Genomic DNA, 25,279 nt, shown 5'->3' with positions numbered 1-25,279 from the left:
ATCATAAATGCTTCAAAAAAAATCAAAAAAAGGTTTCCCTGAAAGATGGAAGAAAATTTTCAGGGAAACCTTAAAAACAGAAAAATTAGGTCTAAACCAAAACTAAACCTAAACCAACCTAAATCCTCGTTAATAAAGTTACCCCAATATTTTCCCTTGTCAAATATTATAATGGACAAACAATTGTCAAAAGATACGTTGGGTATCCCATTCGTCCCTGTTTTGGCTAATTTCAACAATATGTTTATTGAAATCCAAAAGAACGGACATAAGATAAAAAAGGAGGATGAACCTCCTTTTTTACATATCGTTATTCTTTGGTGCGGTCACCGTAGTTGAATTGTTCAAGGGAATGTCCCATGCGGTCCCGCTTAGTTTTCATGTAAAACTCGTTAAACTGATTCGGTTTAACTTCAATCGGGACGGTATCTACGACTTTCAATCCATATCCTTCCAGTCCGACACGCTTTACAGGATTATTGGTCATCAACTTCATTTTTTCGATTCCCAGGCTGCGAATGATTTGTGCGCCTACTCCATAGTCGCGCTCGTCGGGATCGAAGCCTAAATGAACGTTGGCATCAACAGTGTCGAGGCCTTCTTCCTGTAGCTTGTAAGCTTTGATTTTGTTCATCAAACCGATGCCACGGCCTTCCTGCTGGATGTAAACAATCGCGCCTTGACCTTCCTTTTCAATGATTTCCATTGACTTATGCAGCTGGTCGCCGCATTCACAACGAAGCGAACCAAAAATATCGCCGGTGGCACAGGAAGAGTGAACCCTTACCAAAACAGGTTCTCCGGGTTTCCATTTTCCTTTGAGCAGGGCCATATGTTCTACTCCGTTCGATTTCTGCCGGAAAGGAATGAGTCGGAAATCGCCATAAGAAGTGGGTAAATGTACTTCCTCTCCCCGATCGATGAGGCTTTCAGTTTTCAGACGGTATGCAATCAGATCAGCTATACTGATAATCTTCAGTTCGAATTTCGCTGCAATTTTCACCAGTTGAGGCAGACGTGCCATGGTCCCGTCTTCGTTCATGATTTCGACCAGAACACCTGCCGGTTGCAAACCTGCCATACGGGCCAAATCGACAGCCGCTTCGGTGTGTCCGGAACGGCGCAAAACACCCCGGTTTTTCGCTTTTAGCGGGAAGATATGTCCCGGACGGCCCAAATCTTCAGGCCTGGTCTTTGGATCTGCCAATAAGCGAATCGTTACAGCACGGTCGTGAGCAGAAATCCCGGTTGTAACACCCGGGCCTACAGCATCGACTGAAACGGTGAAGGGAGTTTCGTGCAGGGAGGTATTTTTCCCAACCATCATCTCCAGTTCCAACTCATTGCACCGCTCTTCGGTGATAGGTGCACAAATCAGTCCTCGCCCTTCTTTGGCCATGAAGTTGACCATTTCGGGGGTTATTTTCTCGGCGGCTGCAATAAAGTCACCTTCATTTTCACGGTCCTCATCGTCTACCACAATCACGAATTTCCCGTTACGGATATCATGTATTGCTTCGTCGATGGTATTGAGTTTAAAGTCTGTCATTTTTTTATTTTTTCGAAAGCCAGAAATACTTTCGAGCGCAAAATTAAGAAAATCCTTCGTGGAATGAGTCTGAACGTTGAGCCTTTTCCCACAATACCGTCTGCTTACCCAGTGAATACCTGATAAAACCGGGAAAACTGGCATAATTCATCAGCATGAAATAGTAGGGAGCGAAGAACCAGCCTGACTGTACGTTTTTTCGTTGCAACAGAAAGCCAGTCAGTGCGATAAGGTAAAATAGTAGTTGCAAAGCGGTGATTGACTGAAAAATGATTACCCCGGGAACAGACGTCTGAAATGAAAGGTATATTCCCGAAAGCAGCAGAACGGGCAACGATATCGGAGCGAGTGTCCAGCGAAGAACTTTGTGCGAAACATATTGGAAAGTGAGTTTTCCGTATTGGAATGGATTCAGAAGTTCCGATAGTCGGACCATTGCCTGGAAAGCCCCGGCGGCAATTCTGACTTTGCGTTTCATCTCCTCGTGCGGATTGGAAGAGGCAAATTCTGTGGCCCATGCTTCTTCTGTGTAAGCAATTCGGTATCCCTTCATGGCAATTCGCATGGAAAGAATGAAATCATCCAGCAAGGTATCTTCTTCCATTTCGGAATACAGCTCTGTCCGGATGGCAAAGATTTCCCCGGCGGCACCGATGGTACTGTAGAACCGGCTGTCGAGTTTTTTCAACCATGATTCAATTCGCCAGTACAATCCTTCTCCCGAAGCAACGGGCCCGGAAGAATTACTTTCGGCAATTCGTTTTTCTCCTGCCACGCAACCGATTTCGGGGTCCTCGAATTCCCGAACGATGGCCTGGAGCGTTCCTTTCGACAAAAGCGTATTGCTGTCCGTGAACACAACCAAAGGCGCCTTAACGAATGCCATTCCCCGGTTGAGGGCGTGAGCTTTCCCCCGGCGTTCGGGTTCGTGAAATACCTGAACCTGTGGATAGGTGGATGCGATGTCCGGTGTGTCATCGGTAGAACCGTCGGTCACCCAAATTAACTGGAGTTTCTCCTTCGGATAATCGAGCGCTAACGAATTTTCGATTTTTTGGCGCACATGGGCGCTTTCGTTATAAGCAGTGACTAAAATACAAATGTTAGGTTCGGTAGCTATTTTCCCTTTCGGGGAAGAGGAAGCTTCTTTTTTGAAAAGGCCTCGTAATTTCAGCACGATCCAGAGAAAGATTCCGTATCCTCCGAAAGAATAAAAGATGATGAAAACGCAGAACCAAAACACAAAAACAGCCACATCAGGCATGGTGCACCTCCTTTTCTTTTTCAAGAAATTGGAGAAAAGGAATGACGGCTTTGTCGTAACGGTAATGTTCGGAGGCTAATCGGAAGGCTTCGTGACCCAATTGCTGAATATGCCCGGGATTATTGAGTAGTTGAATTACAGCTTTTGCAAATGCTTCCGGCGCATCAGCGATAATCAGCTCTTTGCCTGATTGTACCGGGATACCCTCCGCACCAATGCTGGTGGTTACGATGGCTTTTCCCATTGTCAGACCTTCCAGAATTTTGACCCGGACACCACTTCCCGAAAGAAGCGGTACAATGAGAATACTTCGGGAGGAGATAAAATCGTGCGCATCTTCAATTTCGCCTAAGAAACTAATCCCCGACTGTTTCAGGAATTCAACAAGATCTTCGGGAGCATTTCTTCCGGCTACAAAAAACTGAATTTGGGGCCGTGCGGAATGGATTTGCGGCCAGCAATTTTCCACAAACCATTTCAATCCAATTTGGTTAGGAATCCAATCGAGTGCACCCAGAAAACCAATTGACAAAGGACCTGTGAGCTCACTTGCCGGCTTCGTTTCGATGGCAAAGCCAGGTTGCATAACGATTGCGGGTTGCCGGTTGCCTAACTGATTGAGCTTTTCTTTGTCTCTATCGGTTACGGTAGAAAGAATGTCATACTGGTTCAGAAAACCAATTTCCGCTTTCTGTAGTCGCTTCGCCATATTTTTCAGGTAAAACCGCTTAAATCCTTTTTCAACCTCTGCCGTTCGCTCCCATATTTCGTGTTCCACATTGTGTTCCCGAAGGATTATCCGGGCATCCGAATTTTGTCGGATAATGGGAATATAGGGGCAGAGATAGAGTCCCTCCAATTGCACAAAGTCGAAGGATTCTTCCTGCAAAAGTTTGAGCAACTGTTTTTCAAAAGGTGGCGAAACGAAGCGCTCGAGGATGTATGCTTTTAACGAAAAAGCCCAGTTAACAAGTAAGGAAAGTACCTTGATATTGGTATTCACATCAACCAGCAGGAACCTTATTTTCGACGTAAGATCAGTTGGCAGCTCATTCTCCGGGATATGATGTTTGGGCGTATTCATGGCCAGCAGGGTAACCTGATGCCCATTTTCGGCATAGCCTTCCAAAATATTCAATACGCCGATGGCGCCGCCATCTTTTCTTGGAAAAGGTACTTTATTGGCCAGTGAAAGGATTTTCATTTTGTTTAGGCTGTTCCTCTTCATTCCTCTTTTTTTTCTTTTTGAAAGGATTCAGCTTACGGAAAAATTCGGCGTATGCGTCCATATTGAGAATGACAGAGTCGTTGGCTGCTTTGTAGGTTAGGAAAATACCGGCCGGCAAAAACAACAGGGATGAGAACCACATCCCTTCCCAGATATGCCCAACACCTTCACGCGACATTTTTTCTCCGGTCATGGAAATAATGTAATAGAAGATGAAAAGGACAATGGAGATAACAAGTGGCATTCCCAGTCCACCTTTTCGGATAATGGCTCCCAAAGGTGCTCCAATGAAGAAGAAGATGAGACATGCCAGCGAAAGCGTGAATTTTCGGTGCCACTCGACCCAATATTTATTTAACCATTTGGTTCGAAGTTCCAAATCATCTTTTGCCTGTTGAAGCGAACGCTTATTGGAACGGGCATTCCGGAGTGCCTGGTTAATGACATCCATTTTCACATTTTGGTTCATATGGCTCAGCATGCTGTCAACATTCACATACTCATCCATCGTTAATTTGGACTTGGCAGCACTGTCAGTCCGGGCATATGAAACAACTTCACGCGTAAGCGGTGGCAAATAATTGAGTTTGACAGCAAAATCGGTCCTTCGTTTGTCCAGTTCTTTTGCCATGGAATCGGCGCTGGATGACAGCTGCTTCAGACTAAGCGCTTTGTAAAAGTTGCCAACAGTGCTTTCATCCTTCCGCTTGAAGTCCATCCCTTTTATCGGGGTTATCAAAACTTCTTTGTCAAATTTATCGTTGCGGAAAGGATATTCTTTATTATTGCGCCTACGCGGATTGGATTCGACGTCAGTGTAGGCCTGACCGGCAAAAAGCGTCAGGACCATATATTTTTTGTCCTCACTCATTTTCATGGTCCCGGAATCAGCCACGGTAACAGAGACGTTTCCCTCGTTTTTCGTGTGATCGTAGATCATGATGTTGTAAAGCTTATCGGACTTTTTGGACTTTTTGCCGACTTTGATGGAGTAGCCGTCCACTTCGTTTGAGAAAACGCCCTCTTTTACTATCAACTCCGGTTTTTGGTAGCGAATACTGAGTAGTAGGGCCGCAAATTTCCGGTTGGTAACCGGCATAATATCGTTAGCAAAATAGAAGGCAAACACACTAACGAAAACACTCAGGAAAATCAGCGGCCTCATGATGCGTGTAAGCGAAATGCCGGCAGCTTTCATGGCGAGCAACTCGTTGTTTTCACCCAAATCCCCGAATGTCATAATTGAAGCGAGGAGCATGGAGAGTGGTAAGGCCAGCGGAATGAGGCTGGAGATGGCATAGAGCATTAACTCGGCAATAACACCTCCATCCAAACCTTTACCCACAAATTCGTCCAGGTACTTCCACAAAAACTGCATCAGAAGGACGAAAACCGTGATGAAAAACGTCATGAAAAACGGTCCAATGAACCGTTTAATCATATATTTATATAGTTGCTTCATGAAAGTTATAAGTCAAATCTCAAACCTCCACAAAGCTAATGTATTTTTGGGATTTTGAACAAATGGGATTAGGAGCCAAGGGTGTGTTTCAACTCTGCAATTTGGGAGTCCCAAAGATCTTTGGCATCGTCAATTTCATCTTCTTCAACAAAATCGGTAATTACCAACGAAACATCACCGGTTAGTTCATCACGGGCCACTTTGAATTCAAAATAGCAATCTTCATCACAGTCTGTCCAGCGAAAACGCACCATATCGTTTGGACGGCTCCCTAACATTTCGGCTTCCTGTTCTGTGCTGTCCCAGATAAATGTGTAATTCTTTCCCCGAACAATCACATTATCGGCAAACCATTCTGATAATCCGGAGGCGGTACTTAATCGGCTAAATAATACGGAAGGAGATGATTTGAAATTATATTCGAGCTGAAGTTTCTTCATCGTGGTTTTATTGAACGTAAGTTAAGTTAAAATGAGGGTTAACATTTTACTGCAAAATAGTAAATTATTCCAGTTTGGCAAGCACGAGCATTATCAGAAGGGTGAAAAAAACTCCAAAAATTTGGGCAAAGCTGTTGACAGGTGACGGAAACATATTATATTTGCACCCGCAATCGCGAAAAAATGGCGAGGTAGCTCAGCTGGTTAGAGCGCATGATTCATAATCATGAGGTCGCCGGTTCAAGCCCGGCTCTCGCTACAGAAGGTCTGCAAGGTTTTACCTGCAGGCCTTTTTTCTTTTTAGGCATGTTGGTTGGCGTGTTGAATAATAGCTTCACGGATTGGTTTTAAAACCAGAATATTTTGCATTTTTCGCTGCTGAAACCAACCGTCAAACCGATGATTACATTTCTTGCCTCACTGACCTTTCTTCTGTTAGGATACCATTTTTACGGTCGTTTTGTGGAGCGAATGGCCGGAGCCGATCCCAGGCGGAAAACGCCGGCTGTGACGATGAATGATGGAGTGGATTACCTTCCGCTTCCCTGGTGGAAAATTTTCCTGATTCAGTTTCTGAATATCGCCGGACTGGGACCTATTTTCGGTGCAGTTGCCGGCGCTATGTGGGGACCTGTGGCCTTCCTGTGGATTGTGTTGGGAGCTGTTTTCGGTGGAGCCGTGCACGACTATTTTTCAGGAATGCTGTCCATTCGGCACAATGGTTTGAGTATTTCCGAAATAACCGGGATTTACCTGGGGAACGGCATGAAGCAGTTTATGCGGGCTTTCACGGTTTTCCTGATGGTGATTGTCGGAGCGGTTTTCATTATGGGACCAGCCAAAATTCTGAGCGATATGACTTCCGGCTTTGGAGGTGTTGCGTTTTGGGTGACACTCGTGTTTGTGTACTATTTGGCAGCCACTATGTTGCCCATCGATAAGTTGATTGGTAAGCTGTATCCTATTTTCGGATTTTCCCTGCTGTTTATGGCAGTTGGATTGATGGTTGCTATTCTGGTAAAAGGAATTCCGATACCGGAACTAACGTTCGATTCATTCAGGAATCTGCATCACGCCTCCGAACAGTTTCCGGTTTTCCCGATGTTGTTTATCACCATTGCCTGTGGAGCCATTTCCGGCTTTCATGCTACGCAATCTCCACTGATGGCCCGTTGTATTACCAATGAAAGATACGGTCGCCGGGTGTTTTACGGTGCCATGATTTCGGAAGCTGTTGTTGCCATGATTTGGGCGGCGATTAGTATGAGTTTCTTCGGAGGAGTGGGGAAGTTGAACGACGTAATGATTGCTCAGCAGGGAAACGCTGCATTTGTAGTAAATGAAATTTCCAACTCGTTGTTGGGTAAAGTCGGTGGTTTGCTTGCGTTGCTAGGCGTAGTTGCAGCACCTATCACGTCTGGTGATACTGCTTTTCGTAGTGCGCGGTTAATTGTGTCCGACTTTTTGAAATTCCCGCAAGGTCCTATCCGGAACCGATTGTTGGTAAGCATCCCCATTTTTGCCGTCGGATTTTTATTGACTCAAATCAATTTCGGTGTGATCTGGCGTTATTTCGCGTGGTCGAATCAGACATTGGCTACGATTGTTTTGTGGGCGGTAACGGTTTACCTGATGCAGGAAAACAAGATGTATCAGATAACTTTGTTGCCAGCACTATTCATGACGACAGTAATTACCACTTATCTTTTCTTTGCTCCCGAAGGCTTCAGTATCCCATGGGTTGAATCATTGACCATCGGTCTGACAGCGTCAGTGTTGTTGTATATTTTGTTTGAGCGCTACCGGCGAAAATACCGCAAGCTGGAAGTGAACTTACAATACGAAGCGAGGGATTGAGATTGACTATCTGTAATAGAAACATAAAACCCCGGAAGTTATCCGGGGCTTCTGCTATCTTCTCATACCTCTTCGTTGCTGCATCATTTCCTGCTGGTGTTTCTGGTATTTTTCGAATTGTTCCTTGGTAAAAAGTTGCTTTAATTCTTTATTCTTTTGTTCCCTTATCGACATCATTTCATCGCGCATGGCTTCGCGGTCGGAGCTTCGATCGGCGAAAGCCTCTTTCATTTTTTCAGCATATTTCAGATTAATCTGGTATAACTTTTCTGAGGTCGCCTTATTCAGGTTCAGTGCTTCAGTTGTTTGAGTCGTTTGACGTTTGGCGATGTCTTCTGCCGACATGTTGCCGCGACGTGGCTGTGCATTTACCATGGTGATTCCCATGAACATACTTAGCAGGACAAATAAAAGTTTTGTTTTCATCTGAGATATATTAATGATTACTTCCGTAAGATAAGAATGATAAACGAAGGTTTAATTGAAATTCTCAATACGTAATTAATTAACATATTTTAACGTGTTGTTTGGCAGTCGTTTTCAAAAATGGTGAAGCATCGCTTGTATTTTTAATTAAATTGGCATGAAGTTGTCGTTAGCAGACAGATAACGTAACGGATATAATTTGGAAACGGAAAGTTACATTTATCAGGTAAATGAAACTAGTTTGATATGAAAAGTCTCCGCAGGAAGATTTGCATAATGGAAAAGTTTACCCGGGTTTACCAGGAATTCCAAACAGCGGAGCCCTCGGTTAGAGAGTTGCATTGTTTGGAGGTATTATTTCCGGCTACAATGCAACCTGTCGGTAAAAGAGATCGGTTCGTCGGAAGGGTAGAACCATTGCCGATAGGAATTTCCATTTATGAAGGTTATTTGGGCTACTTTTACGATGAGGCAAGGATGCAGAAAATGTTAGAGCATCCGCAGTTGACCTTTAAACTAGAGTTACGTCTGCGAACGCTGGAAGCTTTTTGGCGGGGCGAAAATTCGGTTGCTAAAATCAGGTCGGCACAGCGACAGGCCGAGGAAAAGTTTACTCCCGATAAGATGAGGCGTTTCAGAAATCAAGGTGTTTTTGAGCCTTATTATCGCATTTCCGGTATTAATCCTGATTACTCCAAGCTGGTACAAGTAGGAATACCCGGACTTCGCGCCGAACTCCAATCGGTTGCTTTGGAAGATGAAGACGATAAAAAACGGGCGATGAAAAATTCCATGCTGGGAGTGCTGGATATCCTCGTTCGTGTGATTAATCAATATGCAGTTTACGCCCGCGACTTAAGTGACGAATGCATCCATGAAGAAAGCAAAGCGGAATTGCTGCACATGGCTTCAGCCCTGGAGACCATTTCCGACTCAAAGCCGACTACTTTCCGCGAAGCCGTTCAGTTAATCCATCTGTTTTCACTCTTGTCGGGAACCGGGAATTACGGTCGTCTCGATGTTACACTCGGTGATTTTTTAAAAAACGATATCGAAAGTGGAGAGCTCACCGAAGAGCTGGCGCTTCAGTTGATGGAATCGTTCTGGCGCCTGATCAATGCGCGGCAGTTAGGTGCTGAAGGACGATTGGTTATTGGAGGAAAAGGACGGCCCAATGAAGAAACAGCGGACCTATTTGCCCAAATTGCTTTGAGAACCAGTGCATCCGTAAAAGAAGCATTGCCACAAATTTGTCTGCGGTATTACGATGGGCAGGATGAATCGCTTTATACCCAGGCGGCGGGCTTGCTGTCGGCAGGAAATATCAATCCGTTGCTCTTCAATGATTCTGTGCTCATTCCGTACATCAATCAAATTTACGGTGTCTCGGAAGAAGAAGCTGAACAATATATTCCGAACGGAAATGGCGGCTTTGTCATTTGGCATCGAAGCATTGGTGGTCCGGCTGGTGCGGTGAACCTTCTAAAGATACTTGAGTTATCAATGAACGGCGGACGTGATTTTATTTCAGGAGTGGAAGTCGGTCCCGACTTTGGAAAATTCGCCGAATTTCATAACTTGGATGGCATATGGGATGCCTTTTCCCGGGAGGTAGAATATTTCGTAGAAGCCCTGGCCATCCAGGAGGAAATACTTTATACCGTTATGAACCGGGAGGCATCCTTTATTTTTGCGTCCCTCCTCCACGACCAATGTATTTCTGACGGACATTCGATTTTGGATGATGATATTCCATTTTTGGGAAGTGGAGTTGAAGTGGCCGGTATCAAAAATGTTGGCGATAGTCTGGCTGCGATAGAATCAGTTGTTTTTCAGGATAAATTACTCTACCCGGTTAAACTGAGTTACATTATTGGTGAAGATTACGAGGGTTTTGAGAATGAAAGGGAGCTGCTGTCCAAGTCGCTTTACAGAAGAAATATAAAAAATCACTCTGACGATTTTATTCGCAGAATTGAGCAATTGTTATCGGATGCCGGTGCCCGATACGCCAAAAAATCAGGCATGCACCATTTTGCTCATTGTCCGGCAAACGGAAAAATAAATATGGCCTTTGGCCGAAAAACAGCTGCCAGTGCAGACGGGCGAAAAGCGAAGACGTTATTGGATTGCTCGCTGAATCATCGAATTATTTTACAGAAACATCCTGAAAAAATAACTTTTCCTGATACCGAAATCCTGCAGCGAAACGGAATGCACCTTTTCCAGGTAAGTAAAAACCTTAACGAAGGACAGCAAATCACCATTCTCGAGGCACTAAGGCAACTTGGTGTTGGGCAGATGGTGATCAGTGTGTTGGACCGGAACACGTTGGAAGCTGCCCGGCGCGATCCGGAAAATTATCGGGATGTGATGGTGCGTTTGGGTTCGGGAACTGTTCGGTTTGTAGAACTGGATTCCGACACGCAGGAACAGATTATCATTCAGCTCGATGATTAAGGCCATTCCGGGTTTCCTGTAAACGCTTTTCTTTTTCAGGCATGCTTCTTACCTTTGGGCACACTGAATTCGCGAAACATGACCCAGGATACTTTCCCATCCAAATTATTGGAAAATGCTGTAACAGAATTTGCCAAGCTTCCGGGCATTGGTAAAAAAACTGCATTACGGCTGGTGCTGCATTTGTTGAAGCAGGACAAAGAGGATGTGCATCGTTTCAGTAATTCCATTACCCGCTTACGCGATGAAATACGGCACTGTAAAGTTTGCCGGAATATCTCGGATACCGAGGTTTGCAACATCTGCAGTAACGAATCCCGCGACCACGGTACCATCTGTGTCGTCGAGAATATCAGGGATGTAATGTCCATCGAAAATACGCAGCAGTATCACGGTGTATTTCATGTGTTGGGCGGAATTATTTCGCCGATGGATGGAATCGGGCCGGCTGATCTCGAAATTGATTCGTTGATTAAGCGCGTCGGAGAAGGCGATGTGAAGGAAATAATTCTGGCACTGAGCACCACGATGGAAGGAGATAGCACGAACTTCTATATATTTAAGAAATTAAAAAATTCCGGAGTGAAAGTTTCTATGCTGGCGCGTGGTGTATCCATCGGAGATGAATTGGAATACATCGACGAGGTAACGTTGGGACGTTCCATCATCAACCGGCAGTTGTTCGAACAATCGCTCGGGCAGTAAGGAACCGACGGTTCCCGGACTTTTAGTAACCTGACTAAAACGAATAAACCGTTCATCCATGAAATTATCAGTCGTTATTGTCAATTATAACGTCAGATTCTTCCTATCCCAATGTCTGGCTTCGGTGCAGAAAGCAGCCGAAGGATTGGATGTGGAAGTATTTGTCGTGGATAATAATTCGACTGATGGTTCGTACGCGATGCTGAGGGATTCCTTTCCCTGGATAAAGTTAATTGTCAACCATGAGAACGTTGGTTTTTCCCAAGCGAATAACCAGGCTATTCGTCAGGCAAAAGGAGAATATGTTCTGCTGCTGAATCCCGATACAATTGTGCAGGAAGATACTTTCCGGAAGGTAATCGCTTTTATGGATAAACATCCCAAAGCCGGTGGACTTGGGGTTCGAATGATTGACGGGAGTGGCAAGTTTCTGCCGGAATCAAAAAGAGGGTTTCCAACACCGAAGGCTTCGTTTTATAAAATATTCGGTTTTACTCGTCTATTCCCACACTCTCCTGTTTTCGCCCGTTATTATTTGGGGCATCTTCCGGAAAACGAAACCAACCGCATCGATGTACTAGCGGGTGCTTTCATGTTACTTCGGAAGGAAACACTTGACCAAATTGGTTTGCTGGATGAAACCTTTTTTATGTACGGCGAGGATATCGATCTTTCCTACCGGATTCAGCAAGCCGGGTACGAGAATTACTACTTCCCGGAAACAACCATTATCCATTACAAAGGAGAAAGTACACGTAAAGGAAGTTTCAATTATGTGCGGCTGTTCTACAAGGCCATGCTCATTTTCGTGCGGAAGCATTATGCGACTTCCGGTGCCTGGCTGTTCAGCCTAATGATTCGTCTCGCTATTTTTTTTAGGGCTTCTCTTAGTTTGCTGAAGCGAAGTTTGCAATGGCTGTGGAAGCCTTTAGTCGACGCTGTCTTGATGTTTGCCGGGTTTAGCTGGCTGGTTCCTGCCTGGGAGCAAATTGCCCACGAGCCGGGTTACTATTCCCGGGATTTATTGCAAACGGTTATTCCCACATATGTGCTGTTGTTTGTTGTCACCCTCATGCTATCGGGGGCATATAACCGGCATTGGCGCATTCGTGGATTTTTGCGAAGCTGGTTCACGGCCGCCTTGGTTTTACTGGTTGCCTACTCACTAATGGGGGAAGCGTTCCGATTTTCCCGGGCTATCGTTATTCTGGCTGCGGGTTGGGGACTGATTGCATTATTGCCGGCGAGGCTGGTTATGGCAAAGCTGGGATGGCTCAATTATCCTGTCGGGAAGGGAAAAAGTAACCGCATTGTTTCAGTGGGCTCACATGAGCAAATTCAAAAAGTGAAAGAGGTTTTAGCTCACCAGGGCAACCGCTTTCAATGGTTGGGTGGGGTTGTGTTGGATGAGAAGGATGAAACCGGTGACACGCTTGGTACATTAGCTCAGCTTCAGGAAATTGCCCGCATTAACCACGTTGACGAAATTGTGTACTGTGCCGAAGATGTTCCGGCGGGCGAAATGATTCGCTCGATGGTTCAGGCAAGTAGTCAGTCGGTCCGGTTCAGGATATTTAATTCCGAAGGGGGTTTTTTCATTGCCAGTCATTCGGCTAACGATGCCGGCGATTTGATCTTGTTTGATATTAATGCCATCAGTTTGCCTGAAAACAGGAGGAGGAAAAGAATGTTGGATGTGACAGTTTCCCTTCTGGGATTTATTCTGTCTCCGTTTATTTTGCCTTTTGTTCACTCAAAAAAATTCTACTTTTCTAACATATTTAAAGTGTTGAAGGGAAATAAAACCTGGGTAGGTTATTCATCGGAAGAGACTGAAACTGATATTGAACTGCCGGTTTTACTTCCCGGAGTGTTATCATGTGCCGATTCCTCGAGGCGTTGGGAAGGCCACGTGGATGTGAAAAAAATTAATACATTGTATGCTAAAGATTACCGGATTTTAAACGATCTGGAAATAATTCGACGAAATATATCCAAACTGGGAAATACTAAATCGTATGACACAATACCTGAAGAGTGATAAAATCACGTTGAGGGCGATAGAGCCCGAAGATATTGAGTTGCTGTACCGCTGGGAAAACAACAGCGAAGTTTGGGAAGTCAGCGACACATTGGCGCCGTTTTCGAAGTATTTAATTGCGCTTTATATCAAGAATTCAGATAAAGATATTTACGAGAGTAAACAGCTTCGCCTGATGATTGAAAATGCAGAAGGAAGAGCTGTTGGCTCGATTGATCTTTTCGATTTTGAACCACACCATTCCCGTGCGGGTATTGGGATTCTGATTGCTGAAAAGGAAGACCGCCAAAACGGTTACGCATCTGAAGCACTGAAACTTGTTTTGGAATACTGCTTCAGCCGTTTGAACCTTCATGCGGTTTACGCCAATATCGATGCGAACAATGAAGCCAGTATCGGGTTATTTAAAAAATTCGGATTCGAGTTGGCTGGGACTCGGAAAGACTGGATTCGCGATGCCAGAGGGTGGAAGGATGAGCATCTCTTTCAGTTGATCAATCCGGAAGATTAGAGAGATTGAAAATCCGGAATAGCCGACAAAAACTCGTAGCTGTTGGTGTCGGGTAAAAAACGGCAGCAGTAATGCTCCATTCCGTTAGTCACCACCAGGTATTTTACCTGAAGCTGCATATTGTAGCGGGCAATCTGGTCGAATGCCTGTTGCGTAATTTTCACCTGGGGCGCCTTGCACTCCACCGCGAGTAGCGGTGCTGCCTGTGAACCGAAAACAACAATGTCGCTGCGAAATGCATTGCGATTAATACGCAAGGACATTTCAACCGCGATTAACGATAGAGGGTATTGCTTTTCTTCGTTTAGGTAACGAATAAACAATTGCCTGACCCGCTCTTCCGGCGTTAGCGGCACCCATTTTTTTCGACAGGGATCAAAGACACTCTTTTTTCCGTCAGCCAGGCGAACACGCAGGTTGTATTTCGGCAAATTTAAGTTCATCACATATTGTTCTGCTCAGGCAAAACTAATTGTTTAATTTATGATTGATGAGCGGTCTGAAAAGGAAAAAGCTGATAATTTTGCATAAAATTGACAGATGAAGACAAAAGAAGAAATTGTAAAAAACTGGCTACCACGTTATACTGGGCGTAGTTTAGATGATTTTGGAAATTATATTCTGCTGGTAAATTTCCAGAAATATGTCGAGATGTTTGCAGAGAAATTCAATGTGCCCATTGTGGGTGAGGATAAAGCCATGCCGAATGCCAGTGCCAATGGCATTACCATCATCAACTTCGGTATCGGCAGCCCTAATGCGGCATTGATAATGGATTTACTCAGCGCGATTGATCCTCACGGTGTCCTCTTCCTGGGGAAATGTGGAGGAATCAAGAAGAAGAATGAGTTGGGCGATTTAATTTTACCGATAGCTGCCATTCGCAGCGATGGTACATCGAACGACTATTTGCCGCCTGAAGTTCCAGCGCTTCCGGCATTTAGCCTGCAGCGGGCCATTTCATCCACTATTCGAGATCACAAACGGGATTATTGGACCGGTACGGTATTCACAACCAACAAACGGGTTTGGGAGTACGATGAGCGTTTCAAACGTTACCTGCAAAAAACCCGCGCCATGGCAGTCGATATGGAAACGGCCACCATCTTCACGGTAGGTTTTTATAACCAAATTCCGAGTGGAGCGCTGTTGCTGGTTTCCGATCAACCTATGATTTCTACCGGGGTAAAAACCGAAGCCAGCGATAAGGAAGTAACCCGCAGGTATGTGGATGAACATTTGGAAATCGGTATTGAATCGCTACTCGAGTTGAATAATAACGGAAAATCCGTCAAACACCTGAGATTCGATTAATTATGGATTTTAATGCCATTTTATCTGACATAGAAAACAAGCATTACCAACCCGTTTATTTTTTAGAAGGGGAGGAAACCTATTTTATCGATCGAATCAGTGAAGAGATAACCAGTAATGTGTTAACCGAAGCGGAAAAAGGCTTCAATCAGACGATTCTTTACGGCAAGGACGCCGACGTAGATACCATCATTACGGCGGCCCGCCGCTTCCCCATGATGGCTTCGCACCAGGTGGTGGTAGTCCGGGAAGCACAGAATATCAAAAACATCGAAGATTTGGCTCCGTATATCGAGCATCCGCAACCTTCGACATTGCTGGTCATCAACTATAAATACAAAAATGTAGATAAGCGCAAGCGGCTTTATAAGGCCCTGCAAAAAAATGGAGTTTATTTCGAAGCAAAACCCATCTACGAAAGTAAAATACCGGCCTGGATCACAAAATATCTGCGGGTAAAAGGCTACGGGGTGGAGCCTCGCGCGGCCCAGTTGATTGCCGACCACATCGGTAACGATTTGAAGCGGATTGTGAGTGAGCTGGAGAAGGTGATCATTTCGTTACCTCCGGGCATGAGTGTTACGCCAGATGAGGTAGAACGTAATATCGGTATTAGCAAGGACTACAACGCGTTTGAGTTGCAGAATGCAATTGGAAAGCGTGATGTTTTGAAGGCGAATCGCATTGTCAATTACTTTGCCGACAACCAAAAGATGCATCCGTTTCCGGTTGTCATCGGGATATTGCATTCTTACTTTCGTAAGATTCTGGCCTATCATTTTTTGGAGAATAAAACCAACGAAAAAGCTGCGGCTGGAGCTATCGGGGTTAATCCTTACTTCATCCGCGACTATGTTAATGCGGCCCGGAATTATAACATCAAACGTTCGGTGAACGCTGTTGCGCTATTGCGCGAATACGATATGCGATCGAAAGGTGCCCGCGGAGGCTCGACCGACAGTGGTGAATTGCTTCGTGAGTTGATTTATAAAATTTTACATTAAGAAATCAGGTATGACAATTATTATCATCATTATCACCTCATTGGTTTCAATTCTGGCTTTTTCGCAGCAGGATGTGATGGGACGTCTGCAATTCAACGCCTATCAGGTTGTTCACCGGAAGGAGTATTTCCGGATTTTCACTCACGCTTTTTTGCATGCGAACTGGGAACACCTGCTCATTAACATGATTGTGCTTTGGTCGTTCGGTACTGCCGTTGAGCATTATTATTACCTGAATTTCGGTTCACGCGGAACTTACCTGTATCTGGTACTGTATTTTGGAGCGATTCTCTTCTCAAGCCTGGGAGGTTTAATCAAGCAAAAAAACAATTATTACTATAATGCAGTCGGAGCATCCGGGGCGGTTTCAGCCGTTGTTTTTTCTGCCATCTTCTTTGCCCCGTGGAACAAAATCTACTTCTTCGGATTGCTGCCCATTCCGGGAGTTGTTTTCGCAGTCCTGTACCTGGTCTATTCATACCAGATGAGCAAGCGGAATGTGGATAATGTGGGTCACGATGCTCATTTCCTTGGGGCGATATTTGGGTTTATACTGCCCATCATTATTCGTCCTTCGTTGTTTATCGAGTTCATCAATAACCTGTTTTAAATGGGAAACAATCAAGCAGTTTTTATCGATCGTGATGGAACGATTAACGATAAAACGCCGGCATATTACATATATACCACAGCCAATTTCAAGTTAATTGAAGGCGTTGGTGCCAACCTGAAGAAATTGCAGGATGCAGGTTACCTGTTGATTGTGATTACCAATCAGGGAGGGATCGATAAGGGAGAGTACACCCACAAAGACGTGGCCCGGGTGCATCGGTATATGCGGGAATTGCTTGAAGCCGAAGGAGTGCAGTTAACGGACATCTTTTATTGCCCGCACCATTCCGATATTCAGGAATGCGAATGCCGCAAACCCGGGACTTTGCTGATTGATGAAGCGATTGAAATGTATGAGATCGATCGCGAACACTCGTGGTTTATCGGAGACTCGGATATCGATATGGAAGCTGCTGAGCGAGCCGGATTGCAACGAATTCGGGTGGAAACTAACAAGCCTTGGGGTGATGCCATTCAACCCATTCTGGACGACGTGTATAAGCCTTAACTTTCTAAAAGAATACAAAATTCAGTGAAAGGTGGTTTTGTTCTATATAACGGCAAATTTTTTCGTGCCGACGAAAAGTTGTTTGCAGGAAATGAGTTGTTCCGTCTCGAGGCCGGCATCAAAGTCTGGTTTCGAACCGAGGACAACGAAATCCTGTTTCACGAGCAAAACTACGCTTATTTGTGTGCTGCCACCAGGGCTGTAAACCTTGCTCTTCCTGAAGATTTCGATTTGGCAGGAGCCCGTCTGCGCCGCGATGTTTCCCGCTTACTGAACAAGAACAAGTTTTACCTGGCCGGGAGAGTAGTCATTTATCTTTTTCCCGGAATGAAAGGAACCGATGTACTGCTGACGGCAGAAGAAATTCCCCGAGGTTTTTTCCCGATGAACGAAAACGGTTTGCTGATTGACATCTTTAACGAAGGGAAAAAATCGGATACGGTGATGAATCCGTACGAAACCGGAAGTCGGTTTCTATGGATGATTGCAGCAGCAAAGGCGCAGTCGCTGCGCCGTCAGAACATGATTTTGCTGAACCACGCCGGATTTTGCTGTGAAGGAATTGGTACATCGTTCGGATTCATTCAGGAGAATGTTCTTTATGTACCTTCCGAAAAAAGTGAAGGGTACAAGGTGGTGCTAACCGAGATGGTTAGCGAAGCAGCCCGTCAGGCCGGTTTTATGACCGTTGAAAATGACAGGATTACTACTGCTGAACTGGAAAAAGCAGAAGAGGTCTTTCTGATTGACAATGCTTTGGGAATTCAGTGGGTAATGGGGATTGGAAACCGGCGATACTACAATACCAAAACTTTCGAAATCGTGAAAAAACTGCAGCTGATGGCGCAAAATAAAAAAGCCTTTCGCAGTGCAAAAGGCTGATGTTATATCGATGATTGATTAATTCCAGTTCGGATCTTCCGGGAAATTTTGCCACATGCTGTAACGACCTCCAACTTGTTTGACACTTTCGAGCCAGAAATTCTGGTCACTTCCCATGATACTTTTTACGTTGGTCTCAGCTACGAGCCACGAATTCTCCTTAATTTCTGCTTCGAGTTGTCCTTCGCTCCATCCGGAATATCCGAGGAAAAAGCGAACTTGATTTGGATTAACAACTCCGGAGGATATCAACGTTTTAAGGTGATCGAAATCGCCGCCCCAATAGAGGTCGTCCATTACCTTTACACTTCCGGGAACCAAATTACCCAACGTATGGATGAAGTAAATCATATTAGTGCTTACTGGCCCACCAATGAAAACCTGCGTTTCGAAATTGGTGAACTCATTCATAAACTCGTGTACCGGAAAATCGACCGGTTTGTTGAGGATGAATCCAACCGCTCCTTCTGTTGAATGCTCCACAAGAAGAACTGCCGACCGGTTGAAATAATTTCCCGGTAGGAAAGGTTCCGAAATAATGATTCGACCTTGTTTCGGAGCAATCTGGCTTTCTATTTTGAAGAAATCGAATTGCATAATCGGTTGTTCTTCTTAAGTAAATTAGAAATTAATCATGATTTATCAAATACCTAAAGCCCGCAGCCATGCCTTTTCAGGTCTGGTTCTGCCATGCAAATACGTGAAAAACAAAAACTATGCCTGTTTAAAAAACGAATTATTTTTCTTCGATAATGAAGATGTCTTCGTTTTTCTTTTTCATCAGGTATTGCTCGCGGGCAAACTTTTCAAGGTTTTGAGAATCTGTCTGTAACTCTTTTAATTTCCTGCGGTCCGATTCAATTTTATGCTCATAATAAGCTTTGTCGGCTTTTAACTTATGGAGCTTCTGTTGGTCTTGAAACAGCGAAATAAAATTGTGATCGTCCAGAAAAGTCATCCACACGAAGAATATTACAAAAGCCAGCAAATATTTATTGGCTACAATTCTGAGTAATATCCGTGGGATTTTCGGCATGTTGACTTTCTGATTTTTATTCAAATTAAAACAATCCTTTTTAAAAGAAAAAGAGGAACCCTGCAAAAAGGTTCCTCTTGAACTATGAAAGTATGCTTAACTATCCTACTCCTTATCGGGAAGGAAGTTTGGATACATGTAGTTGTGCGGCGGAACAAAGTTCTCTTTAACTGCCCGCATCGATACCCAACGAATAAAGTTGAAAACTGAACCGGCTTTGTCGTTAGTTCCCGAACCACGGGCTCCACCGAATGGTTGCTGTCCGACAACGGCTCCGGTCGGTTTATCGTTGATGTAGAAGTTGCCGGCTGCATTTTCCAGTCGGTCCATAATCTTCTCAATGCTGTAACGGTTCTGAGAGAAAACAGCTCCGGTCAACGCGTACATCGAGGTATTATCCAGGATGGTTAGTGTTTCGTCGAGTTTGTCGTCTTCGTAGACATAAACTGTTACTACAGGTCCAAACAGTTCTTCCTGCATGGTGATGTAATCAGGCTTATGAGCCAGAATAACAGTAGGCTCAATAAAGTAACCTTTGCTCTTGTCGCATTTTCCTCCGAAGATTACTTCAGCGTCTGCATCTTTTTGAGCGTTGTCGATAAAACCTTTCAGTTTATCGAAAGAAGATTCGTCAATAACCGCGTTAACAAAGTTGGTGAAGTCTTCCGGTCCACCCATTTTAACGGTTTTCAACTGAGCTTCGATAGCTGCCCAAGCCTTCGGCCAGATGCTCTTCGGAATGTAAATACGGGAAGCTGCAGAACATTTTTGTCCCTGGTATTCGAAAGCACCGCGAACAAATGCAGTAGCCAATGCATCGATGTCGGCTGTATTGTCGGCGAAGATGAAGTCTTTACCGCCGGTTTCACCAACGATGCGCGGGTAAGTTTTGTATTTGTGAATATTCTCACCAATGGTTTTCCAAATGTTCTGGAAGACTCCGGTTGAACCGGTGAAGTGAATTCCGGCAAAATCAGGATGACTGAATACAACATCAGCTGCAGTCGGTCCTGACACATGAACCAGGTTGATGACTCCGTCCGGAACGCCTGCTTCGCGCAACACTTCCATGATAACAGCTGCAGAATAAACAGCGGTTTTCGATGGTTTCCAAACAACGGTATTACCCATCAGTGCCGGAGCAACCGGAAGGTTACCGGCGATGGACGTGAAGTTGAAAGGAGTCAAAGCGAAAACGAAACCTTCGAGCGGGCGGTAAGCCGCGTAGTTCCATATTCCTTTTGAAGACTCAGGTTGCATTTCGTAGATATCAACCATGCATTTCACACCGTAGCGGTAGAAATCTGCCAACTCGCAGGCTGCGTCAATCTCTGACTGGAAAGCATTTTTCGACTGTCCCAGCATGGTCGCAGCGTTGATTTTTGAACGATACGGACCTGAGAGCAAGTCGGCTGCTTTCAGGAAGATAGCGGCACGGTGCTGCCATGACATCTTGGACCACTTTTCGCGGGCCTCAAGAGCAGCGTCGATTGCCTGACTTACATGCGAAGCATCACCCTGGTAATAGTGTCCCAGCAGGTGCCCCAAATCATGCGGCGGGCGCATTTCAATCTTCTTATCGGTTGTTACTTCTCTTCCTCCAATAATCATTGGAAGGCTAACTGTCATCGAGCGCAGTTCTTTGATTTTTTCCTGTAATTCCTTACGTTCCGGTGTGCCTGGAGCATAGCTCTTTACCGGCTCATTTTTTACTTCAGGAATATTAAAGAATCCTTTGGGCATGATTTTCTGTATTTTTGCGTTATTATATATGTTTAGGATAAAATTTTTTATTCCTTTTGCAACAAATCTATGGATTTAGATGTAGAGATTTGCTAATAAAAATCAGCTTTAGAGCTGTTCCCTTTATTCACGCGGTGAGGAAGCGAGACAGAAAAAAGACGAAATTGTAGGAGGAAGAAAAATTACTATTTTTAATTGCTTAAAATTGCAAAACTAACCCTGGGGATTAGATGTTTGAAAAATTATTCAACTTTATTGGAAAAGCATATCCTGCAGCAACTCATGGAGATCTGAGAAAAATCCGGACGCTTTTCTTTTTTTATCTCGCCGCCATTATTCTTACATCCGGCTGGATTATCTTTGATTCATTTAGTTTCCCGACCCGTAATAATTATCAGGGAGAGTTAAGCCTTTTCGGGATTGCAATTCTCGGTTATTATTTTGTTAGTAAAGGTCAGCGAAGTGCTGCGGTTGGTCTCATTCATCTTCTTCCAATCCCGGTTTATTTTCTGTTTATTTCTTCGGAATATGCCATGCTGCCACCTGAGCAGTCTATTCCACTTACGATAAGTGCGCTGATTTTTGGGTTGTTCTTTCTGCTCATCTTCGCCGAAAGGCAGATACAATTTCTCATTTATTTCGTCATATCGTTTACCACGCTATTTCTTCATACATGGTGGGTAAAAGATCATGGATATATTTTGTCTGTTTTCTGGCCCGACCATAATCCTTATATCAATCCACTGCTCATTTACCTGGTGGTTTGGTTCCTTTCCTACATTATTTTTTCGTTTAATCGGAGAGCATTAGAGGAAACGGCCGATCGACTTGTTATGCAGCAACGGCGAGTCGGTAGTATTCTGCTTCAGATTCCTGACGGAATACTGCACATGTCGTACATTCGGGATGAGCAGGGACAGAAAACGGGGTTGCGGATGTTACGGGTCAATCCGGCATTTGAGGAAATGTTCGGTGTGAAGAATAGCGAAGTTCGGGGCCGTCCGGCATCATCTGTTTTTCAAAAGATATTTAGGGACAAAGTCGATTGGCAGGCGATTTTCCTTAGCGGGAAGAAAAGCAAACACGAAATTTATGTCCCGCATATGGAGAAGTGGTACGAAATTTCCATCCTCCATCTCGAATCCGAAGAGTTAATCGGAATGTTCAGCGATGTGACGGCGGCGAAAAAAACATTAGATGATTTGTCTGCCAGCCGGCATAGGTATAAATTATTGTTGGAAACCATCCCTGATATCTTCTTCGTCATCGACAAGGATGGAACTTACATTGACTACGTAGCCAAGGAAGAGGAGGGAATCGATATTGCGCCTGACGAGATTATTGGCAGCTCCATTTTTGAAGTGGGATTTACCGAGCGAATGGTGAGACAGGTTTTTCATTCGATACAGACGGTCATTAAATTCGATGCGATTGAAACCATCGAGTATGCACTCGAGATTCCCGGTAGGGGAACCTGTTTGTTTGAAATGCGGATGGTGAAATTGTCAGACGTTGCAGTGATGGCCGTATCGCGCGATATTACCAAGCGAAAACTGGCTGAGCAACGACTGGAAGAAGCCAAGAAAAAGGCCGAAGAAGCCGATCGACTCAAATCAGCATTCCTGCAGAATATTTCGCATGAGGTGCGTACCCCGATGAACGCTATTCTCGGTTTCTCGAACATGCTGATTGCAGAAGAAGTTCCCAAAGCCGAACGTGACAAATACCTTCAGCTCATCACGAAGAACGGACAAACACTGCTGCATCTGATAAACGATATGATTAAACTGGCCCGGATTGAAAGTGGCCAGATCGAAGTCAAAAAGCAATTCTTCTCCGTCAATAACCTGATGGTCGATTTGCACAGGCAGTTCCTTTACGAAAAAGAGCAGCGCGGAAGAAAACATCTGCTACTGAATATTTCAACCGGTAACGATAATCCGCAGTTTTCCATTTACTCCGATGGCAATAAAATCAGGGATATCATGGAGAACCTGCTCGACAATGCCGTGAAGTTTACACATGAGGGCGAAATTGAATTTGGTTATCGTTTGCTGGAGCAGAATAACATTGAATTTTTTGTTCGCGATACCGGCATTGGAATTCCGGTTGAAATGCATAAAGACATATTCCGGCGCTTTCATCAGCTCGATAACAGCCTGACCCGCGAATATGGCGGAACAGGAATTGGACTATCGGTTGCTCAGGATTTTGTCGATAAATTGGGATCGCGGTTAGAGGTGTCCTCCGAATCGGGAAAAGGTTCCAAATTCTTTTTTGTGATTCCTATCGAAGCGGGCAACGGATTCCTCCGTGTTGTTTAATTGCCTGAGATTTTCCCTGAATTGACCTTGTCTTATTTATTCAAAAAGTCGTTCCACATTACCTGCAAATAAGCCTTTCCAAAAGCGTCGTTCTCTTTCGTCGAATCCTTTAATGTGACGTATTCTTTTGCAGTGTTGTCAAAAACACGAGTAGCCGAATCGCTCAGAAATCCGAAACCATTGTTGAACGCAAAAAAGGAAAAACTTTTTGTGCTGTCGGCCAGTAAGTCTTTGCTGTAACGAAATTGGTTCGCGTTCAGGCTCAACTGGTGTAGCAACGTAGCGGCGATGTCGGTTTGACTTCCATAGGTATGAACAACGGTGTCGGTAACCGCCAAAGCTCCGCCAGTGAATAGTAGCGGGATGTGGTATTTGAGCGGATCGGTCGGCAACGAATTCCCTGGCTGCGGATGTCCATGGTCGGCTACCATAACGATTAATGTGTTGTTCCACCAGCTACTTTTCCGGGCCGAATCGAGGAACGCTCCCAGGCACTTGTCGGTGTAATAAGCCGAGTTCATGAACTTCGATGCTTCATCGTTTCCTTTGATAACTGTCTTCATGGGAACATCAAACGGTTCGTGGGAACTCAGCGTGAACAGCATTTTGAAAAATGGTCCCTTGCTTTTTGAGATATCGTCGTACAGTCGCTTGAACATGATGTGGTCGTGCACTCCCCATTTGGAATTGCAGTCTTTTTCCGGAAAATCTTTCTTCGAAACTATGGTATCGAATCCGGCAAGGGTAATATAGCTACGCATGTTCGCAAAATCGACATTCCCTCCGTAGTAGTAACTGCAATTGTAGCCTACGGTTTTCATTTCACGACTGATGAACGGAAGCAGTTGTGTTTTCTGCGGAAGCTTGATAATGGACGCTGTTGGTTGTGCCGGAAAACCACTCACTACGGCCACAATTCCCTTTGCTGAGCGGTCGCCCGAGGCATATATATGGTCAAATAAAATTCCGTTGTGACACCAGCGATTCAGGTTCGGAGTTATTCCGGGAACACCGCCGAGCGGTTCAATCATTTTTGCAGTGAAACTTTCCAACAGGATCAAGACAACATTGGGGTGCTCTGTTTTCAGAAGGTGTTTTGTACTGCCTTGATGGGCGTAGAGGTTATGAAATAATGAATCTGCTTTTTCATTGGGCATGAAACGGTACGGTGGATCCATCTTGCGCAGTTTTTTCAGACTGTACAAAAAGTTCCAGACCGAGTTGACTGCTACGTGGTTCGGGTACAAATCCTTACTAAAATAAACCGAGCCGGTGTTGATGGGAGCAATTCCCAGACTTCCCCTGACGGGAAGAATCATTGCGCCGGTGAGCAACAGCATCGGGAGCGCATAGGTATACCTGACGGCATTTGAGAAATTGACTTTGGGAGATACGAATTTCTTGAAAAGGTACAGCCATAATCCCGCAAAGGAAAAGATTAAGGCAAAGAGCAGGACCCACCTTCCGGCAGAGGTCGATGCCAACATCTCTTTGGGAGTGTTGAGGTACATCAGCGGAGTGCTGTCGAGGTGACTGCCCCAGTTACGGTAAATTTCGGCATCGCCTACAATGACCAGCGCGAAGAGTGCAATAAAAAAACGATTGATTCCGAGAATGATTTTCCGGAAGACATTCGCTCCACCAATGATAGACAGCGTTAGGATCAATCCGTTTAGCATCAGAAAATAGCCCGTGGCCGACAGATCGAGGCGGGAACCGTGTAGAAAAGCGAGCAGGATTTCACTAAAAGCATATTTCCGCGTAAGCGAAACTTCGTAAACGGTAAAAAATATTCGGGCACTAATAAAATAGGAAAACCAGAAAATGAAGAGTCTCAGAAAAGCAGTTAATCTTTCGCGCATGATCTTTTTGTCGATAAAAATTTGCGCCGCGAAAGTAATACAAAAATGTTA

22 protein-coding genes and 1 tRNA gene are annotated in these 25,279 nt (G+C 44.7%); 12 read left to right on the top strand and 11 right to left on the bottom strand.

Going from position 1 to position 25,279, the window contains the following annotated elements:
• Positions 1-310: 310 nt before the first annotated feature.
• The 5 genes from AC060N_RS17640 to AC060N_RS17620 all read right to left on the bottom strand — a co-directional run bounded on the left by AC060N_RS17640 (position 311) and on the right by AC060N_RS17620 (position 5,943).
• The gene (locus AC060N_RS17640; protein ID WP_479524895.1) at positions 311-1,549 is read right to left on the bottom strand and encodes a bifunctional 3,4-dihydroxy-2-butanone-4-phosphate synthase/GTP cyclohydrolase II; all 1,239 of its coding nucleotides are present in this window, start codon (positions 1,547-1,549) and stop codon (positions 311-313) included.
• 43 nt (positions 1,550-1,592) lie between these two features.
• Positions 1,593-2,813: a glycosyltransferase family 2 protein gene (locus AC060N_RS17635; RefSeq protein WP_479524894.1), complete on the bottom strand. Its 1,221-nt coding sequence runs from the start codon at positions 2,811-2,813 to the stop codon at positions 1,593-1,595.
• The gene (locus AC060N_RS17630) at positions 2,806-4,041 is read right to left on the bottom strand and encodes a glycosyltransferase family 4 protein (RefSeq protein ID WP_479524893.1); all 1,236 of its coding nucleotides are present in this window, start codon (positions 4,039-4,041) and stop codon (positions 2,806-2,808) included. Before AC060N_RS17630 ends, AC060N_RS17635 begins: the two co-directional genes overlap by 8 nt.
• Positions 3,992-5,503 carry an LptF/LptG family permease gene (locus AC060N_RS17625; RefSeq protein WP_479524892.1) on the bottom strand — a complete coding sequence of 504 codons (1,512 nt, stop codon included), beginning with the start codon at positions 5,501-5,503 and terminating at the stop codon, positions 3,992-3,994. The genes AC060N_RS17630 and AC060N_RS17625 overlap by 50 nt, the downstream gene beginning before the upstream one ends.
• 68 nt (positions 5,504-5,571) lie before the next feature.
• Positions 5,572-5,943 carry an START-like domain-containing protein gene (locus tag AC060N_RS17620; RefSeq protein WP_479524891.1) on the bottom strand — a complete coding sequence of 124 codons (372 nt, stop codon included), beginning with the start codon at positions 5,941-5,943 and terminating at the stop codon, positions 5,572-5,574.
• A 185-nt stretch (positions 5,944-6,128) separates the two neighbouring features.
• On the opposite strand from AC060N_RS17620, the gene AC060N_RS17615 reads away from it, so the two are divergent.
• A tRNA-Met gene (locus AC060N_RS17615) sits at positions 6,129-6,202 on the top strand.
• A 140-nt stretch (positions 6,203-6,342) separates the two neighbouring features.
• On the top strand, positions 6,343-7,800 hold the full coding sequence (locus AC060N_RS17610) for a carbon starvation CstA family protein (protein ID WP_479524890.1): 1,458 nt from the start codon (positions 6,343-6,345) through the stop codon (positions 7,798-7,800).
• Positions 7,801-7,854: 54 nt separating this feature from the next.
• On the opposite strand, the gene AC060N_RS17605 is transcribed toward AC060N_RS17610, so the two are convergent.
• The gene (locus AC060N_RS17605; protein ID WP_463228328.1) at positions 7,855-8,226 is read right to left on the bottom strand and encodes a hypothetical protein; all 372 of its coding nucleotides are present in this window, start codon (positions 8,224-8,226) and stop codon (positions 7,855-7,857) included.
• A gap of 246 nt (positions 8,227-8,472) precedes the next feature.
• Between AC060N_RS17605 and AC060N_RS17600 the strand changes: the two genes are divergently transcribed.
• From AC060N_RS17600 to AC060N_RS17585, 4 genes are all read left to right on the top strand, one after another.
• Positions 8,473-10,686, top strand: a complete 2,214-nt coding sequence (locus tag AC060N_RS17600; protein WP_479524889.1) for a pyruvate formate lyase family protein — start codon at positions 8,473-8,475, stop codon at positions 10,684-10,686.
• A 78-nt stretch (positions 10,687-10,764) separates the two neighbouring features.
• Complete coding sequence (recR, locus tag AC060N_RS17595; RefSeq protein WP_479524888.1) at positions 10,765-11,391, top strand: recombination mediator RecR; 627 nt, start codon at positions 10,765-10,767, stop codon at positions 11,389-11,391.
• A gap of 58 nt (positions 11,392-11,449) precedes the next feature.
• A complete protein-coding gene (locus AC060N_RS17590; RefSeq protein ID WP_479524887.1) occupies positions 11,450-13,432 on the top strand; it encodes a glycosyltransferase in 1,983 nt (660 codons plus the stop codon).
• Positions 13,410-13,943 (top strand): GNAT family N-acetyltransferase, encoded by a 534-nt coding sequence (locus tag AC060N_RS17585; protein WP_463233046.1) that lies wholly within the window; start codon positions 13,410-13,412, stop codon positions 13,941-13,943. Before AC060N_RS17590 ends, AC060N_RS17585 begins: the two co-directional genes overlap by 23 nt.
• Here AC060N_RS17585 and AC060N_RS17580 read toward each other — a convergent pair.
• A complete protein-coding gene (locus tag AC060N_RS17580) occupies positions 13,940-14,386 on the bottom strand; it encodes a type I restriction enzyme HsdR N-terminal domain-containing protein (RefSeq protein WP_479524886.1) in 447 nt (148 codons plus the stop codon). The genes AC060N_RS17585 and AC060N_RS17580 overlap by 4 nt on opposite strands.
• Positions 14,387-14,483: 97 nt before the next feature.
• Here AC060N_RS17580 and AC060N_RS17575 point away from each other — a divergent pair, with 97 nt between their 5' ends.
• The 5 genes from AC060N_RS17575 to AC060N_RS17555 are packed head-to-tail and all read left to right on the top strand — an operon-like array spanning position 14,484 to position 18,263.
• Positions 14,484-15,257, top strand: coding sequence for an AMP nucleosidase (locus AC060N_RS17575; protein ID WP_106540405.1), 774 nt, complete (start codon positions 14,484-14,486; stop codon positions 15,255-15,257).
• 2 nt (positions 15,258-15,259) lie between these two features.
• Positions 15,260-16,261, top strand: a complete 1,002-nt coding sequence (gene holA / locus AC060N_RS17570) for a DNA polymerase III subunit delta (RefSeq protein WP_479524885.1) — start codon at positions 15,260-15,262, stop codon at positions 16,259-16,261.
• Between the two features lie 10 nt (positions 16,262-16,271).
• On the top strand, positions 16,272-16,871 hold the full coding sequence (locus AC060N_RS17565) for a rhomboid family intramembrane serine protease (protein WP_153640294.1): 600 nt from the start codon (positions 16,272-16,274) through the stop codon (positions 16,869-16,871).
• Positions 16,872-17,381, top strand: coding sequence for a D-glycero-alpha-D-manno-heptose-1,7-bisphosphate 7-phosphatase (locus tag AC060N_RS17560; RefSeq protein ID WP_479524884.1), 510 nt, complete (start codon positions 16,872-16,874; stop codon positions 17,379-17,381).
• A gap of 24 nt (positions 17,382-17,405) precedes the next feature.
• The gene (locus tag AC060N_RS17555; RefSeq protein ID WP_479524883.1) at positions 17,406-18,263 is read left to right on the top strand and encodes an aminotransferase class IV; all 858 of its coding nucleotides are present in this window, start codon (positions 17,406-17,408) and stop codon (positions 18,261-18,263) included.
• Positions 18,264-18,281: 18 nt separating this feature from the next.
• Here the strand turns inward: AC060N_RS17555 and AC060N_RS17550 are convergent, their stop codons facing one another.
• The 3 genes from AC060N_RS17550 to pruA all read right to left on the bottom strand — a co-directional run bounded on the left by AC060N_RS17550 (position 18,282) and on the right by pruA (position 21,042).
• Positions 18,282-18,860 carry a YqgE/AlgH family protein gene (locus AC060N_RS17550; RefSeq protein ID WP_106540400.1) on the bottom strand — a complete coding sequence of 193 codons (579 nt, stop codon included), beginning with the start codon at positions 18,858-18,860 and terminating at the stop codon, positions 18,282-18,284.
• Between the two features lie 139 nt (positions 18,861-18,999).
• Positions 19,000-19,299, bottom strand: a complete 300-nt coding sequence (locus AC060N_RS17545; RefSeq protein WP_211297715.1) for an FtsB family cell division protein — start codon at positions 19,297-19,299, stop codon at positions 19,000-19,002.
• Positions 19,300-19,404: 105 nt separating this feature from the next.
• Complete coding sequence (gene pruA / locus AC060N_RS17540; protein ID WP_106540399.1) at positions 19,405-21,042, bottom strand: L-glutamate gamma-semialdehyde dehydrogenase; 1,638 nt, start codon at positions 21,040-21,042, stop codon at positions 19,405-19,407.
• Between the two features lie 230 nt (positions 21,043-21,272).
• Here pruA and AC060N_RS17535 point away from each other — a divergent pair, with 230 nt between their 5' ends.
• Complete coding sequence (locus tag AC060N_RS17535; RefSeq protein ID WP_479524882.1) at positions 21,273-23,366, top strand: PAS domain-containing sensor histidine kinase; 2,094 nt, start codon at positions 21,273-21,275, stop codon at positions 23,364-23,366.
• Between the two features lie 32 nt (positions 23,367-23,398).
• Here the strand turns inward: AC060N_RS17535 and AC060N_RS17530 are convergent, their stop codons facing one another.
• Positions 23,399-25,228, bottom strand: coding sequence for an LTA synthase family protein (locus AC060N_RS17530; RefSeq protein ID WP_153640290.1), 1,830 nt, complete (start codon positions 25,226-25,228; stop codon positions 23,399-23,401).
• Positions 25,229-25,279 lie beyond the last annotated feature (51 nt).

Source organism: Prolixibacter sp. DSM 2831, assembly GCF_056493735.1.
Note: the sequence above shows the minus strand (reverse complement) of the source record. Positions and strands in the feature narration are given on the sequence as shown.

Coding starts and splice junctions, on each gene's coding strand:
- AC060N_RS17640 (WP_479524895.1), bottom strand. CDS start 1,549: ATGACAGACTTTAAACTCAATACCATCGACGAAGCAATACATGATATC.
- AC060N_RS17635 (WP_479524894.1), bottom strand. CDS start 2,813: ATGCCTGATGTGGCTGTTTTTGTGTTTTGGTTCTGCGTTTTCATCATC.
- AC060N_RS17630 (WP_479524893.1), bottom strand. CDS start 4,041: ATGAAGAGGAACAGCCTAAACAAAATGAAAATCCTTTCACTGGCCAAT.
- AC060N_RS17625 (WP_479524892.1), bottom strand. CDS start 5,503: ATGAAGCAACTATATAAATATATGATTAAACGGTTCATTGGACCGTTT.
- AC060N_RS17620 (WP_479524891.1), bottom strand. CDS start 5,943: ATGAAGAAACTTCAGCTCGAATATAATTTCAAATCATCTCCTTCCGTA.
- AC060N_RS17610 (WP_479524890.1), top strand. CDS start 6,343: ATGATTACATTTCTTGCCTCACTGACCTTTCTTCTGTTAGGATACCAT.
- AC060N_RS17605 (WP_463228328.1), bottom strand. CDS start 8,226: ATGAAAACAAAACTTTTATTTGTCCTGCTAAGTATGTTCATGGGAATC.
- AC060N_RS17600 (WP_479524889.1), top strand. CDS start 8,473: ATGAAAAGTCTCCGCAGGAAGATTTGCATAATGGAAAAGTTTACCCGG.
- recR (WP_479524888.1), top strand. CDS start 10,765: ATGACCCAGGATACTTTCCCATCCAAATTATTGGAAAATGCTGTAACA.
- AC060N_RS17590 (WP_479524887.1), top strand. CDS start 11,450: ATGAAATTATCAGTCGTTATTGTCAATTATAACGTCAGATTCTTCCTA.
- AC060N_RS17585 (WP_463233046.1), top strand. CDS start 13,410: ATGACACAATACCTGAAGAGTGATAAAATCACGTTGAGGGCGATAGAG.
- AC060N_RS17580 (WP_479524886.1), bottom strand. CDS start 14,386: ATGAACTTAAATTTGCCGAAATACAACCTGCGTGTTCGCCTGGCTGAC.
- AC060N_RS17575 (WP_106540405.1), top strand. CDS start 14,484: ATGAAGACAAAAGAAGAAATTGTAAAAAACTGGCTACCACGTTATACT.
- holA (WP_479524885.1), top strand. CDS start 15,260: ATGGATTTTAATGCCATTTTATCTGACATAGAAAACAAGCATTACCAA.
- AC060N_RS17565 (WP_153640294.1), top strand. CDS start 16,272: ATGACAATTATTATCATCATTATCACCTCATTGGTTTCAATTCTGGCT.
- AC060N_RS17560 (WP_479524884.1), top strand. CDS start 16,872: ATGGGAAACAATCAAGCAGTTTTTATCGATCGTGATGGAACGATTAAC.
- AC060N_RS17550 (WP_106540400.1), bottom strand. CDS start 18,860: ATGCAATTCGATTTCTTCAAAATAGAAAGCCAGATTGCTCCGAAACAA.
- AC060N_RS17545 (WP_211297715.1), bottom strand. CDS start 19,299: ATGCCGAAAATCCCACGGATATTACTCAGAATTGTAGCCAATAAATAT.
- pruA (WP_106540399.1), bottom strand. CDS start 21,042: ATGCCCAAAGGATTCTTTAATATTCCTGAAGTAAAAAATGAGCCGGTA.
- AC060N_RS17535 (WP_479524882.1), top strand. CDS start 21,273: ATGTTTGAAAAATTATTCAACTTTATTGGAAAAGCATATCCTGCAGCA.
- AC060N_RS17530 (WP_153640290.1), bottom strand. CDS start 25,228: ATGCGCGAAAGATTAACTGCTTTTCTGAGACTCTTCATTTTCTGGTTT.